Below are 15,065 nucleotides of genomic sequence, written 5' to 3' on the forward strand. Positions count from 1 at the left end.
GCATCCGCTGCAGTGGAGGGGATAATGAAGGCAGGCTTCTGGCTGTCGGCGTCGGCCGGCGCGATGATGATGAGCGCGGGCGTGGCCCAGGCGCAGGTATCCACGAACACGACCGATCCCGTTGCCGCCGCCACCGAACCGGCGACACAGGAAACGGACGGCAACGACATCGTCGTCACCGCCGAGCGGCGTTCCACCAGCCTCCAGCGCACGCCCGTGGCCGCCACCGTCCTCACCGGCGAGGACCTCGTGCGCAAGGGCGTCAACGGCGTGGAGCAGCTGCAGTTCGCCACCCCGTCGCTGACGGTGAACAACACCGGCCAGGGCAACGCCTTCAACATCCGCGGCATCGGCAAGACCGAGCAGACCAGCGCGATCGGCGTGGGCGTCATCACCTATCGCGACGGTGTCGCCACCCTGCCGGGCTATTTCCAGAGCGAGCCCTATTACGACATCGCCAGCGTGGAGGTGCTGCGCGGGCCGCAGGGCACCTTTGCGGGCGGCAATGCGACGGGCGGCGCGGTGTTCATCACCGAGCAGAACCCCACGTTCGACCGCGTCGGCGGCTATGCGCTGGCGCAATATGGCAATTACAACGACGTGAAGCTGCAGGGCGCGCTGAACATCCCGTCGGGCGAGACGCTGGCGATCCGCTTTGCGGGCAATTTCGAGAAGCGCGACACCTTCTACAACGTCTCGGGTCCGTGGACCGGCAATCCGGGCAACCGCGAGGATTACAGCGCGCGCGCCAGCATCCTGTGGCAGCCCGACAGCCATGTGCGCGTGCTGCTGAAGGGCGACTACAACAACATCACCTATGGCGGCCTTCCCGCGGGCCTGGCGACGGCAAAGGGCGATCCCCTGGATGTCGCCAACAACGCGCCGCTGTCGGGCGGCGACGAGTTCGGCCGCGTGGTGCTGAACGCCAGCTACACCTTCGACAGCGGGCTCGTGCTCCGCTCGATCAGCGGCTTCCAGAAGGGCACCACGCAGGTGAGCCTGGACAGCGACGGCACCGCCGCGCCCGGCACGCCGACAGCGCCCGCCAACAACTTCCGCGACAACATCTCGGAGGAAGTCTGGTCGCAGGAGATCAACATCGTCTCGCCCGACACCGGCCCGTTCACCTGGGTGCTCGGCGGCTACTACCAGCACGACAACATCACCATTCCGCCCAATGGCGGGTACATTTCCGACAACACGCCCAACTCGATCAGCCCGCTGGTGTTCGACACGGTGATCGCCGGCACCAATCCGAAGACCGCCCTCGCCGCCTTCGGCCAGGCCGGCTACCAAGTGGTGAACGGGCTGCAGATCCAGGTCGGCGCGCGCTGGTCCCGCACCACCTCCGCCAACGATGCGGTTGCCACCGCTATCATCCCCGGCCTGCCGAGGCCGATCCTGACGCTGCCGCAGAACGACAAGGCCGTCGACAAGAAGGTGAACGGCAAGATCGCGATCAACTGGACGGTGAACCGCAACAATTTCTTCTACGCCTTTGTCGCGACCGGCGCGAAGCAGGGCGGGCTGAACGGCCCGAACACCAGCGGCATTCCGCCCCGTTCGTTCGAGGCCGAGGACGTCACCGATTACGAGATCGGCTACAAGGGTACCTTCCTGGACGGCCACCTGCGCACGCAGCTGGGCGGCTATTACAGCGAGTATGAGAACTACCAGATCAGCATCGTCGACCCGCTGAACCCGGGCATCTCGTCGATCTTCAACGTGCCGGGCAAGACCAAGCTGTACGGCGTGGAAGCATCGGCACAGGGCAGTTTCGGCGCGCTCAGCCTCGACCTCGCCACGTCGGTGTCGAATTCGAAGCTGCCGACCTTCTTCGCGATCGACCCGCGCCTGGGCGGCGCCGCGGCGCGCTGCAACCCGACCGGCGGCCCGGTGACCACCCGCTGCATCGACCTGACCGGACGCGAGCAATCCTATGCGCCCAAGTTCACGCTGAGCGTCGGCGCGCAATATGCCATCGCGCTGGGCAGCGAGGCGACGCTGACGCCGCGCGTCGACTATGCCCATATCGCGCCCACCTTCGGCACGCTGTTCCAGAACACGCTGCTGGGCGACCGTCTGGAGGCGCGCAACATCGTCAACGCGCAGCTGACGCTGGCCACCGGCGACTGGTCGATCGCCGGCTATTCCACCAACCTCACCGACCAGCATTACGTCGCCGCCATCAACGGCGCCCGGCGGCTTGCCGGTGCCCCGCGGCAATATGGCGTGCGGGTCAGCCGCAGCTTCTGACGCCGGCGCGCTCCACACCAGCATCTCCCCACGCCTGCCGGAGCGCCGGCGTGGGGCATGGCGGTCGACAAACGCGCCGCCGATGGCGATATCCGCCGGAGGCGCACCGCTCGTCGCAAGCGGCAGTCGCGATGGTTGGAGACGAAACGATGGCAGAGCCGAAGCCCAAGCGCCGCACCAAGGCCGAGCAGCGTGCGGAAAGCCTCGAGCAGATCCTGGATGCCGCGGAGTATCTGTTTTCGCAGCATGGGCTCCACGGCGTCACGCTGAAGGACGTGGCGCAGCGCGTGGGCGTGCACACGTCGCTGCTCCATTATTATTTCGCCGACAAGAAGGAGCTGTTCGACAAGGTTCTGGCACGGCGCGCGCCCGTCACCATCCAGCGCCGGATGGAGGCGCTGGACGCCTATGAGCGGGAGGCGGCGGGCAAGCCGACCGTGGAAGGCGCCCTGCGCGCCTATCTCGACACCGACCTGGACCTGTACAGCCAGGCGGACGAAGGCTGGCGGCATTACGGCCAGCTCGGCGCGCTGGTCAGCAACACGCCCGAATGGGGCGCCGAGCTGATGGACACCCTGTTCGACGACGTGGTGCTGCGCCTCATCGCGCTGCTCCGCCAGGCGCTGCCCGATTGCCCGGAAGAGGATCTGTTCTGGGGCTACCATTTCGTCACGGGTGCGCTGATGCTCACGCTTGCCCGGACGGGCCGCATCGATCAGCTCTCCGGCGGGCTGTGCCGGTCCGACGATTTCGCGGCCGTGAAGGATCGCATGGCGCGGTTCATGGCGAGCGGCTTCCTGAGCGTGTGCCGCGATCGGGCCGGGGCGCGCGAGACGACAGCCGGCTGAACGACGCAAGGAACACCCGCTGATCCGCCGATAAAGGAGATCGAGGCCGCGCCGAGCGCATCCGCCGCGGGCTGGACATGCTCGCGTTACCGTTCCCGCCAGATCGGGCAGGTCATGGTGAACGGCGCCCGGCATCCGGGAAAGTGCAATCGGGAACAGGTCCGGTAAGGCGGACCGGGAGGACGGACGGGAAGCCAGCGAGCAAGGCGGCTGTCCTGCCAGAGGGTCGTTTGCGGGACGGGCACCGCGGTCGCTCCTGAATGTTGGCCGCCGTCCATGAAAGCCATAGGTTGGCGTGTCGGCCAGGCCTTTGGGGGGCGCCAGTGATCCGCAGATTGTCTGCACCATGGTTGGGCGGCACGGCCCTGGGGCTGGTGTGCAGCCCCGCGCTTGCCGCCAACACGCCCGGCGAGGGGTTCGAAGTGGCGAGCTACAGGCTCGCGCTCACCCCTGACATCCGGAACAGGACCGTAGCAGGACGAGAGACGATCCTGCTGCGCGCGACCATGGAGGGCGTCCGTCGCCTGCGTTTCTCCGCCAATGCGCTCAGCATCGACACTGCCACCCTCGACGGCGTGGCGATCCCCCACAGTGTGGAAGGCGATGTACTCGGCTTCGACCTGCCCCGGCCGCTCCGGCGCGGACACGCCATGAAGCTCGAATTGTCCTATCATGGCCGCCCGGCACGTGGATTCGCCGGCTCGGAGACGACGCTCTACACCAGCTATTTCGCGTGCGACTGGATGGTCTGCTCCCAGAACAAGTTCGGCGAGAAAGCAGCCTTCTCGCTCGATCTGCGTGTTCCGGCCGGGATGACCAGCCTGTCGGTCGGCAGCATGATCCAGCGGCGACCGAGACCGGACGGCAGCGAGGTCCACCGCTGGAAGGCGCCCCGGCCCTACTCGGCCTATCTTTACGGCTTCGCGGTGGGTCCGTTCACGCAGGTCAGCGAACGGGCCGGATCGAACAGGCTCACCTATCTGAGCGACATTGCCGATGCGGGCGAGCTGAAACGACGCCTGGCAGGAACAAGGGAGAGGGTCGCCTTTCTCTCCACCAGGGCCGGCCTGCCGCTTCCCGTCGCCGACTACGGACAGCTTCTGGTCGCAGGCGATGAGGCGCAGGAGGCGGCGACATATTCCGTCCTCGGCACCGATGCGTTGCCGACGAAGCCGGATGATCCGTCGGAGGATTGGGCCGTCGTCCACGAACTCGCCCATCAATGGTGGGGCAATCTCATCACGTGCGAGACGCTCAAGGACTTCTGGCTGAACGAGGGCATCACGACCTTCATGACGGCCGCGTGGAAGGAGCATCGCTACGGCCGCGCCGCCTACGATGCCGAGCTCGATGTGGCGAGGAGGCGGCTCGACAAGGCGCAGGCGGCCGGCTTCGACAAGCCGCTGGCTTGGGGCGGCAGCTACCCGACACTGGGTGTCCGACGCGCCATCCACTACAGCAAGGGCGCGCTGTTCATGGCCGAGCTGCGGGTCACGCTGGGCGACGCCGCATTCTGGTCCGGCCTGCGCCGCTACACCCGTGACCATGCGGGCGGCACGGTCACCAGCATCGATCTGAAGCGGGCGATGGAGGCGGCGAGCGGTCGCGATCTGCATCCGCTGTTCGCCCAATGGGTGTTCGGGGAAAGCCGTTCCGCTCGGCCGGGATAGCCGTTCCTCGATGTTTCGCCAAAGAAGATCGCCTGCGGGCAGCGCGAGGCGGCGAAGAATGGTATGTCGGCAGCATGAGTCAGCCAGTTCCCACGGCACCGGCGATTGGGATCGGTGCGTACGAGATCGTCTCCAGCCTGACTGTGGTCGGACTCGGACAGCTCGTCGTGTTCGCCTCCTTCCCCGGGCTCGGCGTCGAACACCGGGAGATCATGGGACGTGAAGTGTTTTTGTTCGACGATGCGGCATCGGCGATCTGGCAGATCAACCCCGAGCAGGGGACAACGGACGGCCGGACGCGGGAGTTTGATCGCTCGAACCCGACGATCGAGCCGTTCGTGAACGTCTGGCAGGCGGATGATGGCTATTTCGCCAGCAGGTTCAGCGGCGACACATTCCGGATCGACCTGCGCACGGGCTCGGCCAGATACTCCGGATGGGCGAGAACCTGAGCGGCAGGCAACCGGCCGCGTTCGGGCCAGCGAAGCCGAGCCTTCCGCTCGGCTTGCCGATGCCGTTATCTCCTTTCACACTGCGCGCATGATCATCGATCTTGCCCCGCTGGACGCGCTGGCGGCTCTTGCCGAGCGGATCGGCGCACGTTGCTGGATCGGCCCGGCGCCCTCTGGCGATGCGCTTGCCCGCGCGCGATCGGTCGCGGCACAGCTTCGCTATCCCAGCGCCAGACAGATCGGCCCGGGTCACGATCCTGTGGCGACGCTGGTCTCGCTGAACCGGGAAGAGGCCGCACGCGCCCTCGCCGTTGCGGCGGGCAGCCTCGCTTATGGCGACTATCGCCCCGATCCGGCCGTTCATGCCCTCGCAACCGTCGCGCTCGCCCCGTTCGGCAACGACGCGACATTCCTGTCGAACGGCCATTGGGACGAGCGCCGCGGCATTGAGTGGACGCCGCTGTCCGACGCCACCTTCGACGCGGGCGTGATCGGCTGGGACGCCCGCCGCGCCTTCATCCTCTGGGTGGAAGAGGAGGACTGAGCGGAGCCGGTGAGCGCGGCAATCCCTTCGGCACGCACGCGGGACAGCCAGCCTGATCTCGGAACTGTCCGGGGGGCGATCCAGCATCGCTGCAAGACCCAACCCGGACGCTCGAAAGCGGTGTCGAGCTCCCGATTTCAGCCGCCCGTTCACCGTTGATGTTCCGCAAGCGGCACGCGGTTGAAGCCTGTCAAGCGGCGACTGCGCGTGGGGGAGCCGCGAGCCGCCGCGCCGTCGTTCAGAACCCTGCGGACAACCGCAGGCCGATCGTCCTTGGAGGACCGACCAGATAGGAGAAGTTGCTGGTAGCCGTGGTGTTGCCCGGAGAGGTGGTGAACTCCTGCCCGAACACGGGCACGGCATCGAACAGGTTGGTGACGAACAGGTCGATGCCCAGCCCGTTTGCGGTTCGCAGCCCCGCTGTCGCATCGACGAGCGTGTACGCTGGCCGCGGCAACACCTCGCCTTCTCCGAACCCGCTGTTCGAGGCACCCACGTGCCGTGCCGCCGCGAACAGGCTGGCGCGAAGATCGGGACCGAGTGCGACATCATAGCTGCCCCGCGTGTTCCAGGCCCAGCGCGGCACATCCAGCACGCGCGATCCGGCCGCCAGCAGCAGGCTGGGGACATCGTTGCGGTAGGTGGCGTCCGTGAACGAGCCGCCGGCGTGCAGCTCAAGACCGTCGATCGGCGTGGCGACGACCTCCAGTTCGCCGCCGCGACTGCGCACACGGCCGGCGTTGACGGTAAACGAGATCGTCGTCGCGTTGTTGATACCGCACGCCCCCTGATAGGCTTGCTGATAGTCCTTCCAGTTGATCGCGAACGCCGCGCCGTTGATCCGCAGGCGACCGCCCCACAGGCTTGTCTTCGCTCCCAACTCGAAATTGTCGGTGCGATCGCTGTTATAAGGAGGCGGCACGTCGGGAATGCCGGACGCCTGTCGCTCGGCCGGCGAGCAGATGTCATCGGTGATCGGCGCGTTGACCCCGCCGGTGCGGAAGCCCTGCGAGTAGCTGGCGTACAGCGTCGCCGCACGGCTTGCGTCGTAGCTGAGCGTGAAGCGCGGCGTGGCGCCCTTCTCTCGATTACGCTCGTCATAGTCGTAGGCAAGGCCGCCGCCGGCCGCCCCACCCACACCGTAGCGCCGGCTGGCTTCCCGCTGGCGATAGCTGAACGCCCGTGCGCCCGCGGCGACCTTCACCCGGGGCGCGATCGCGTACGTCAGCTCGGCAAAGGCCGCGAGTTCGCTTTCCGCGAACCGGACCGCCGTGTCCTGGATGGTCGGCGGCGTGCTTGCGCCGAGCGGCGCTGGTGCAGCGATCCCGAACAGGTCCGAGACGGTGATGGTGCGCCCGGAGCGCTGGTGCAGGTCGCGATAGACGCCGCCGACGACATATTGCAGCGGGCCCGAGCCGTTCGAAACCGCCCGGACCTCCTGCGTGAACTGCCTGGTTCGCCCGAAGTCCCGCAAGGCCGTCGGGAACAGACGTCCGCCCGGACCCGGTCCGACACTCTCTTCCACGATCGGACTGTCGAACGCCGTGACATCGAACGAGAGGCGTGAGTTGCGATCGAGGTAGGAGGAGTTGGAGATCAGGCTGAGCCCGCCGAGAGCGTCGAAGGAGTTCTCGACGAGCAACGATCCGATGACGAACCGATCCCTGGCGAACGTGTCCCGGTATCGCGCCTTCACCCGCGCCCGCTTGCCGAAGGTCACGTCGCTGTGCGGACGGTCCGCGTTGCTGAAGGCATTCTGCCACACGAAAGAGGGCGTGATCGCCAGGTTGGATGTGGGCGTCCAGCGCAGGGCGCCGCGCACGGTGCCCGTTCTCGTCCAGTTGACGTCTTCCCTGACCGTGCCGGTCCCCGCATTCTCGGTCAGATTGCCGGTGGTCGGTCGCAGGTCGTCGATCCAACCGCCTTGCCGGACAACGCTGCCCGTGATCCGCAGCGCGAGGGTGTCGGTGACGATCGGCAGGTTCAGCATCCCCTTCGTGTCCCAGCTCATCCCGCCATCGCGAACGGTGGCGACGCTTCCTTCTGCCCGCGCGGCAGCTTTGGACGCGTCCGGCTGATTGGTGACGATCCGTACCAGGCCGCCCATCGACGAAGAGCCGAACAGGACCCCCTGCGGCCCGCGCAGCACCTCGATGCGTGCCACGTCGAACAGCTGCGGATCGGGTTGCGAGAAGCCGCGCAGCGCCCGGGTCTGAAGCGGCGTTTCGTCGAGATAGACGCCGGTCGTCGGCGACTGGACGAACCCGACCCCGCCGATACCGCGAATGATGTACTGCGAGTTGCCGGGCCCGGTGGTCGCAAAGGCGACCCCGGGCACCGCATCGGCCACGCGGGAAAAGTCGGTCGCATTAAGGTTTCGGAGCAGGTCGTCCGACAGGACGCTGACACTTGCGGGCACGTCCTGGATTTCTTGCTCGCGCTTCAGCGCGGTGACGACGATGTCGCCCTGACGGTCGAGGGCGGCAGCGCCGTCGATGGATGCGTCCGGGTAGCCGACGGTTCGGGAGACCGCGGTGCCGCTCTCCCGATCCTGCGCGAACGCGGGCATGGCGGCCGTGGCGGCAAGAGCCGCCAGGTAGGTTGTTCTCATGATTACCCCTTGCCGGCACAAGCCGGCCCTGATTGCTTCAGTCGCATGCCGGGCGCCGGTCGAGCGGGCGATGCCGCAGGACAGGCAGGCACACGGGCGCTCGCGATGCAGCGCCCCTCGTCAGGTCAGGCGATACGGGGTGGTCCGCGTAGAGGGGGGCGAAGGTGCAGTCGCCGGCGACCTGGCTCCCTGTCCGAAGCCGTTCGAAAGACGGTTCGAACGATGAAGACGATCGCCGCCGCAAGCAGCAGGGGATCGGCGCCGGCAAGTGAAGGAGCAGTCAGGCCGGCAAAGGCGCACGGCATTTCCGCCTTGCCGTGATCGGGCGTGTCGGGATGGTGTTCCCCGCCCGGCATAGCCATCGGCTTCTGCGGTTCGTAGCCAGGGCAAAGCTCGATGGAGAACGCCCCGCCCGCAGCGCCGACCATGTACCCTGACGGTACCACCACCTTCATGAACAGCGTCAGCAGCAGCAGCCAGACAGCCAGTGCGCGATGCCGTTGTTGAAAGTGGCGGAGGGAGGTCACGATCGACTCGTAGCTCCGGACACCCGGCGTGTCACTGCAAGACGCCCGGCGAGCGTCCTCGCTTCTTCCGGCGTGCGCGCTGGCCCGAGCCCCGGGCACCTGCCTCCGCCAGCCTCTGTTCCGAACAGGCAGCGATGATCGGTTCGCTCACTGCCACCAGGACGAGCATACCTGCCAGCGGCGTCCCCCTGTTCCTTCCCGTTGCACGGAACGGTTCACTGCCGGCGAGCATCAACCTGCGTCATCGAACGCTGCCGATTCCTGCTCGGGCGAGCTTATCCTCTCCTGTTCGCGGGCCTGCTGCTTTCCCCCTCGCCTCGCAAGCGCCATCGCAACGGCACCGACCGCCACGATTGCGCCCGTCTTCAGCAGGAAACCCTTTCTGTTGTGCCGCCACTCGGCCCGAGCGCCCATTTCGCCAGGAACGTTCGGCACCTTGCCCCCTGCCAGATCCTGCGCGACGCCTTCCACCACGTTGATCCGGTCGGCGCCCATCAGCAAAAGCCAATGCCACCAGTCGGACTCGCTGCGGCGAAACGCATAGCGGCGGATCATGCCCGAAAGCCCCCGTGGCGGGGTGGACGTACCGAGCACGGCCGGCAGGCGATTGTGCTCGATCGATTGCAGGATCTCGACGTCCGGCTCTTGCAGCGGCGGACGCGACCAGGTCAGCCCGCGCCCATCCTGATCCTCGATGTGCCGCATCGGATAGGTGGGATCGTTCCTGGGGTCCGCATCGACGCCCCAGCCGGGGATCGCGGACGTATCGACCAGCGCCTTCGTCATAGCAGGTTCCTCATGCGCCATGGGGCAGCAGCACCGGCTTGATGCAGCCGTCGAGCTTGGACGCGAAGATGTGGTAGGCGTCCGCCACGTCCGTCAGCGGCACGCGGTGGGTGATCATCGCCTTGGGGTTGATATGGCCGGCCCGGATATGGTCGATCAGGCGCGGCAGCAGGCGCTTGACCGACGCCTGGTTGGCGCGGATCGTGATACCCTTGTTCACGACGTTGCCGATCGGGATCATGTTGCCGGTCGGCCCGTACACGCCGACCATCGAAACGATCCCGCCCTTCTTCACCGAATTGATCGCCCAGTGCAGCGCGATCGCGTTGCCCGCCTCCAGCTTCAACTTCGTGCCGAACAGCCATTGCAGCGCGTTGCCTGCGGCGTCCCCGCCCACCGCATCGATGCACACGTCCGCGCCGAGCGAGTCCGTCTGCTTCTTCAGGAACACGACCACATCGTCGATCTCGCGGAAGTTGTAGACCTCCGCCGGACCGAAACTGCGCGCGAACTCCAGCCGGTAGTCCAGATGGTCGATCACGATCACCCGGCCCGCGCCGAACAACCAGGCCGATCGCGCGGCCATCAGGCCGACGGGGCCGGCACCGAACACCACCACCGTATCGCCGGGCGTGATCCCGCCCATCTCGGCGGCCTGGTAGCCGGTCGGCACCACGTCGGTCAGCAGCACCGCGTCGTCGGGGTCCATCCAGTCCGGGATCACGGTTGGCCCGACATCGGCATAGGGTACGCGCACAAATTGCGCCTGCCCCCCGTCATAGCCGCCGGCCGTATGCGAATAACCGTAGATGCCACCCACCGCCGTCGCCTGCGCGTTGGATTCGTGGCAATTGCCGAACAGGCCCTGGCGGCAGAAATGGCATTTGCCGCAGGCGATGTTGAACGGCACCAGCACATGGTCGCCCGCCTTGAGGTTCCGCACGGCAGGGCCGACCTCCTCCACGATGCCGCAGAATTCGTGGCCGAACGTCATGCCCACCCGCGTGTCGGGCACCATGCCGTGATAGAGGTGAAGATCCGATCCGCAGATGCAGGACCGGGTCACCCGCACGATCGCGTCCTCGGGGTGCAGGATCTTCGGCATGGGCTTTTCATCCGCCCGGACGCGGTACGGTCCGCGATAATTCATTGCGAGCATAGGCGGCGCCTCGTGTTGCGAACGACAAAGGATGCGTCTGAAGGGAAGCCGACGCGGCGGGCGAAGTTCCCCGCCTTGCTCTGGATCAGGCGATTTCCGGTCGCGCTGCATCGCCAAGCGGCTGGAGGATCGCGTCGAGCCGGCGCGCCGGCCCACCGGCGATCGCCTCCAGATGAGGAAAGCGGAGACCCCGGTCATACGCGATGCGCGCCGAGCGTACCGATCTTCCCCGCTGAACGGTGAGCGCGATGTCCTCCCCCCTGCGGTCACGCACGGCCTGTTGCAGCGCATCGGGCGAGAACTGGCGATCTTCCACGGAGAGGATCCGCGCACCGGCAGTGAGCCGTGCCTCGAACGCCGGGCCGCCCCAGAGCACGTCGGAAAGCGTGCCGTCCCTGCCTGTCATCAGGCCGAGCGAATGGGTGAGATCGAGCTGTCCGGAAAGGCCGTCCATGGCCGCCTGAAAGGAATTGGGCGTGTCCTTGTAGACCAGCCGGTAGCCGCCGCGCTCCAGTCCGCTGAGCGGCGCGCGCTCGTGGGTTTCGGTCAGTTGCTCCTCGAAGAAGCGCTGCCAGTCATGGGGCACGATCCGGTCCAGCGTCTGCACCACATCGGCAAAGACGTATGTGTCCGTTGCCCAGCTGCCGTCCTGCGAACCGAAAAAGGCACGCGCGAAGTCATCGAGCGAGCGGGTTTCTCCCGACAGCTCGCGCAGCAATGTGTCCACTTCCAGCCACATCAGCGAGCCTTCGGAATAGTAATCCTCGCTGCGCTGCCAGCTCGGCCACGGCAAGGGAGCGCGCGCAGCGATGATCGGATCGCGGGTGGTGTCGATGGTCGGGCGCCATCGACTACCCGGCCGCACATCGTAGCGCGCCGCATTGACCGCCAGCGCGCCAAGCCCCTGCTCCAGCGTCCACAGGCCGGAGCGTACCGCGAGCACCCGGCTCCAATACTGGGTCTGTCCTTCGTAGACCCACATGAGGCTGTTGCGGATCGGTTTCTCGAAACACGGGGACCAACTATCCGCACCGCGCCGGTGCTTGCCGTTCCAGCTGTGCACATATTCGTGCGGGATCGTGTCACGCCGGGGAAATGTGTTGTCCCAGTTGGTGAAATAGCCGGGCAGGCTGATCGCCTCGAACGAGCGGTGGTGCTCGATCCCATTGCTGGTGAGATCGTCGCTCAGCGCCAGGAGCATCTCGAAACGGTCGAAATGCCGCGACCGGAACAGGCGGTCCGCCTGCACCACCATCTCGGCATGCGCCCTTATCTGCTCGGGCGTCGCCTTCAGCAGATGCGGCTCGTCGCCGGCGATGTTGAGGAACACCTGATCGTCAAGCGCAACGCGCCGGAGGTGGCGTCCCGCCAGCACGGGCGAGTCCACCAGAACGTCGAGCGGCAGCGGGCGGAACCGCCACTCCGCCCCGTCCTGCCGCTCCAGTTCCAACGCGCTGGCCAGCGTCCACCCCCGAGGAAGGGTGAGAACCGGCTCCACCGCGATCTGCCGCGAATAATGACCGGCCGGATAGAGTACCACCGTGTTCCACGGCAGACAGAGCAGGTCTTCCGTGCACAGCACGCGGCCCTGCGCCGGGTCGGTCGGCGAGAGGAACTGAAATCGCGCCTCGATCTCGCGAACGCCCCCCGGCACGTCGATCCGGAAGGCGTTCACCGTCACCGGGTCGCGCTTCCAGGTCAGCACCTCCTCGCCCGCATGGACCGACAGGCCGGCGAACAGTTCGATCGGTGCCTGCGGCGCGTGAAAGCCCGGCAGCCATTTCGGGTAAAGCAACAACAGCGGACCGGGCTCATGCACCGGAATGACCTCCCGCACCGAGAAGATGCGGCGCTGCACGTCCGTCGCATCCACGCGGAGCCGGAGGACACCCGGATAGGGTTCGTCGCGGGGTTCCGGAACCGAAGGCGGCTGCGGCAGCGGCTGCGCGGGGTCGATCGTATCGCCACGCTCGATCAGCAGCGCTTCCGCCGGATCCTCCTGCCCGATCACTCGGCTGCCTCCAGCAGTGGGTCGGCGGTGGGCACGTCCCGTCGGCTGCGGCGGTCGCGCACGAAACACTCCAGCATCGTAGGGAGACAGGGCAGGTAGGAGACCGAGGCGCGCGGCATCACCATGCCGGACGCCTCCCCGCCGATCGCCAGCACCTGCATCGGTGGATGCCCCGCCACGTCCGCGATGGCGCGGGCGATGTCCGCTTCCGTCCAGCCCGGCTCGGGAAGAAAGGATACGGGCCCGCGATGTCCATCGAGCAGGAGGTCGAGAACGCCGTGCACCAGCGACGGGATATAGGTCTCGCGCCACTCCCCTCGCCCGTCCGCCAACACCTGTTTGCCCTCGTCCAGCGCATCGAGGAGTTCGCCGCAGCGGCTTGGCCCGTCCGCATCGAACAGCGGACCCGTCCATACGGTGAGCCAGTCGCCGTGCGGATCGTGCGCCGCACCTTCCGGTTCCACTGTGCGGATCACTGCGCCGCAAACCGAAGACCCGGATTTCACGGCCCATTCCGGCATGCCTTCGTCCAGGCGCGCGTCGAAGATCGCCCATGGCTGCTCCAGCCGCGAGGTATCCCACGCGCCAGCCTCCACGATCTTGTGTCGCAACCCCCGCGCCTGCGCTGCGTCGGCGGCGGCCTCCGTCAGCGCGGGATCTCCTGCGATGATGGCAAGCGCCGGCAAACGGTCCGCGCCCTCGCCCGGGCCGCTCGGGCTGCATCGCTCCCCGTGCCACCAGCCGCGCACATGGAAGGCCGGACCCGAGGGGCGCCGCCCTGCGGCGAGGTCCTTCAGCACCGTGGCAAGGAAGGTCGGCCGCGGCGTTCCTCCCCGCACGTCGAACACGCCGGGCTCGTAGTGGCCGGTCGGGTTCATCACCATGCGGTTCCAGTCATAGCTGCCCAGAAGCGACCAGGCGGTCACGGCGCGCACATCGATGCCGCGCCGCCGGAGCGCCTCGGCTGTGTCCCAGACGTCGACGAACCAGCGGACCTGTTCGTCGCGGGTCGATCCGTTGTGGCACTCCGTCACCGCGATCGGAAGTCGGTACCGGTCCCATGCCTGTTCCAGCAGACCGGAAAGCCCGATCGCGCGGTCGGGCGCATGATGCGCGGCATCGACGTCGACCAGGCTCACCCCGCCGCAATCGTGAACGCCCCGGTCCGCATAACCCCGCCCGCCATGTCGATCGACGCGGTGGTCCAGCAGCCGTTCGCTGGACAGGTAATGGTTGATCCCGATGAGGTCCGGAGGACAGGGATCGTCCGCAATCCGGTGCAGCCGGTCGCCAAGGCCGAACTGTGCAAGCCGCGTCCACAGGGGATGGCCCGGCACCACGGTGCCGCACAGCAAATCCCAGCCCATCCAGCGGCGCTCGTTCTGGGAATCCGCTTCGGCCTGAAGCGGCGGTGTAGCGTGGCAGAAGCCGAGATCGTCCGTCTGGATCAAGCGGGCGGCGGGGTTGACCCGGCGTATCGCGCCCATGGCGAGCCGCGTCGCGTCGATCTCGTTCAACAGCGCGTGCCAGAACGCGCGTTCGTCGCGCTGATGCGGGTACCAGAAGCCGTAGAGCGCGCTGAACCGGGCGGTCGTCAGCGGTTCGTTGACCGGCGTATATTCCTCCACCCACGGGTAGCGGGCTGCCACCGCGGAGGCGTGGCGGGCCAGCCCGGCAGCGAAGTTGTCGTCGAGGAGGGACGTATAATGCGGGCCGCTGCCGTGGTGACAGAGGGTCACGACCGGCTGCATCTTCAAACGCCGGATCTCGGCAAGCCGCGCGTCCGTCCACGCGAAGTCGCGCAGTTCGGGCCGGTCGGGCGAAATCCGCTCCCACAAGGCCGGATAGCGCAGGGTGGTGATGCCGATCCCGGCGAAGAGCTCCAGGTCCTCGATCCGGTCTTCATGGCCGGTACGGATCGTCTGATCGAACCAGGCGTCATGGACGCGGTTCACCGTGCACTCATGCCCTCCCCACAGCTCCAAGGGTGCGTTCAAGTGCGTTGGCCAGGAACCGGCCACACGGTGCGACAATGCTGCTCTCCCGAAGCTTTACCGGTAATCGCCGCGCAAAGGCCAAGGTTGCACCTGCAACGGGTGGCTGAACCTGGGTTAAAGCGATTCCGGTCTCCCGCGGCGCCGTGCGCTGCCGCGATAAACCTAGGTTAAGACGAGCCGGATCGAACCTTCGTGGCGGCGCGT

11 protein-coding genes are annotated in these 15,065 nt (G+C 67.0%); 5 read left to right on the plus strand and 6 right to left on the minus strand.

What is annotated here, in order from left to right; all coding sequences use genetic code 11:
- Positions 1-24 precede the first annotated feature (24 nt).
- From DVW87_RS06900 to DVW87_RS06920, 5 genes are all read left to right on the plus strand, one after another.
- The gene (locus DVW87_RS06900; protein WP_114686926.1) at positions 25-2,256 is read left to right on the plus strand and encodes a TonB-dependent receptor; all 2,232 of its coding nucleotides are present in this window, start codon (positions 25-27) and stop codon (positions 2,254-2,256) included.
- 149 nt (positions 2,257-2,405) lie between these two features.
- Positions 2,406-3,104, plus strand: coding sequence for a TetR/AcrR family transcriptional regulator (locus DVW87_RS06905; protein ID WP_114686927.1), 699 nt, complete (start codon positions 2,406-2,408; stop codon positions 3,102-3,104).
- 350 nt (positions 3,105-3,454) lie between these two features.
- Positions 3,455-4,774, plus strand: a complete 1,320-nt coding sequence (locus tag DVW87_RS06910) for a M1 family metallopeptidase (protein ID WP_239017796.1) — start codon at positions 3,455-3,457, stop codon at positions 4,772-4,774.
- 74 nt (positions 4,775-4,848) lie between these two features.
- Entirely contained in the window at positions 4,849-5,226 is a 378-nt protein-coding gene (locus DVW87_RS06915) for a hypothetical protein (RefSeq protein ID WP_147276226.1), read from the plus strand.
- Positions 5,227-5,314: 88 nt separating this feature from the next.
- A complete protein-coding gene (locus tag DVW87_RS06920) occupies positions 5,315-5,770 on the plus strand; it encodes a hypothetical protein (RefSeq protein ID WP_114686930.1) in 456 nt (151 codons plus the stop codon).
- Positions 5,771-6,008: 238 nt separating this feature from the next.
- Here the strand turns inward: DVW87_RS06920 and DVW87_RS06925 are convergent, their stop codons facing one another.
- From DVW87_RS06925 to DVW87_RS06950, 6 genes are all read right to left on the minus strand, one after another.
- Positions 6,009-8,381, minus strand: a complete 2,373-nt coding sequence (locus DVW87_RS06925) for a TonB-dependent receptor (RefSeq protein ID WP_114686931.1) — start codon at positions 8,379-8,381, stop codon at positions 6,009-6,011.
- 125 nt (positions 8,382-8,506) lie between these two features.
- Positions 8,507-8,908 (minus strand): DUF2946 family protein, encoded by a 402-nt coding sequence (locus DVW87_RS06930; RefSeq protein ID WP_239017797.1) that lies wholly within the window; start codon positions 8,906-8,908, stop codon positions 8,507-8,509.
- A 231-nt stretch (positions 8,909-9,139) separates the two neighbouring features.
- Positions 9,140-9,694, minus strand: a complete 555-nt coding sequence (locus DVW87_RS06935) for a hypothetical protein (protein WP_220149790.1) — start codon at positions 9,692-9,694, stop codon at positions 9,140-9,142.
- 10 nt (positions 9,695-9,704) lie between these two features.
- Complete coding sequence (locus DVW87_RS06940) at positions 9,705-10,799, minus strand: zinc-dependent alcohol dehydrogenase (protein ID WP_220149791.1); 1,095 nt, start codon at positions 10,797-10,799, stop codon at positions 9,705-9,707.
- Positions 10,800-10,938: 139 nt separating this feature from the next.
- Positions 10,939-12,864: a M61 family metallopeptidase gene (locus DVW87_RS06945; protein WP_114686933.1), complete on the minus strand. Its 1,926-nt coding sequence runs from the start codon at positions 12,862-12,864 to the stop codon at positions 10,939-10,941.
- Positions 12,861-14,861 (minus strand): family 1 glycosylhydrolase, encoded by a 2,001-nt coding sequence (locus DVW87_RS06950; protein ID WP_220149792.1) that lies wholly within the window; start codon positions 14,859-14,861, stop codon positions 12,861-12,863. The genes DVW87_RS06945 and DVW87_RS06950 overlap by 4 nt, the downstream gene beginning before the upstream one ends.
- Between the last annotated feature and the right edge of the window lie 204 nt (positions 14,862-15,065).

This window comes from Sphingomonas aracearum, from assembly GCF_003345355.1.
Lineage (GTDB): Bacteria > Pseudomonadota > Alphaproteobacteria > Sphingomonadales > Sphingomonadaceae > Sphingomonas > Sphingomonas aracearum.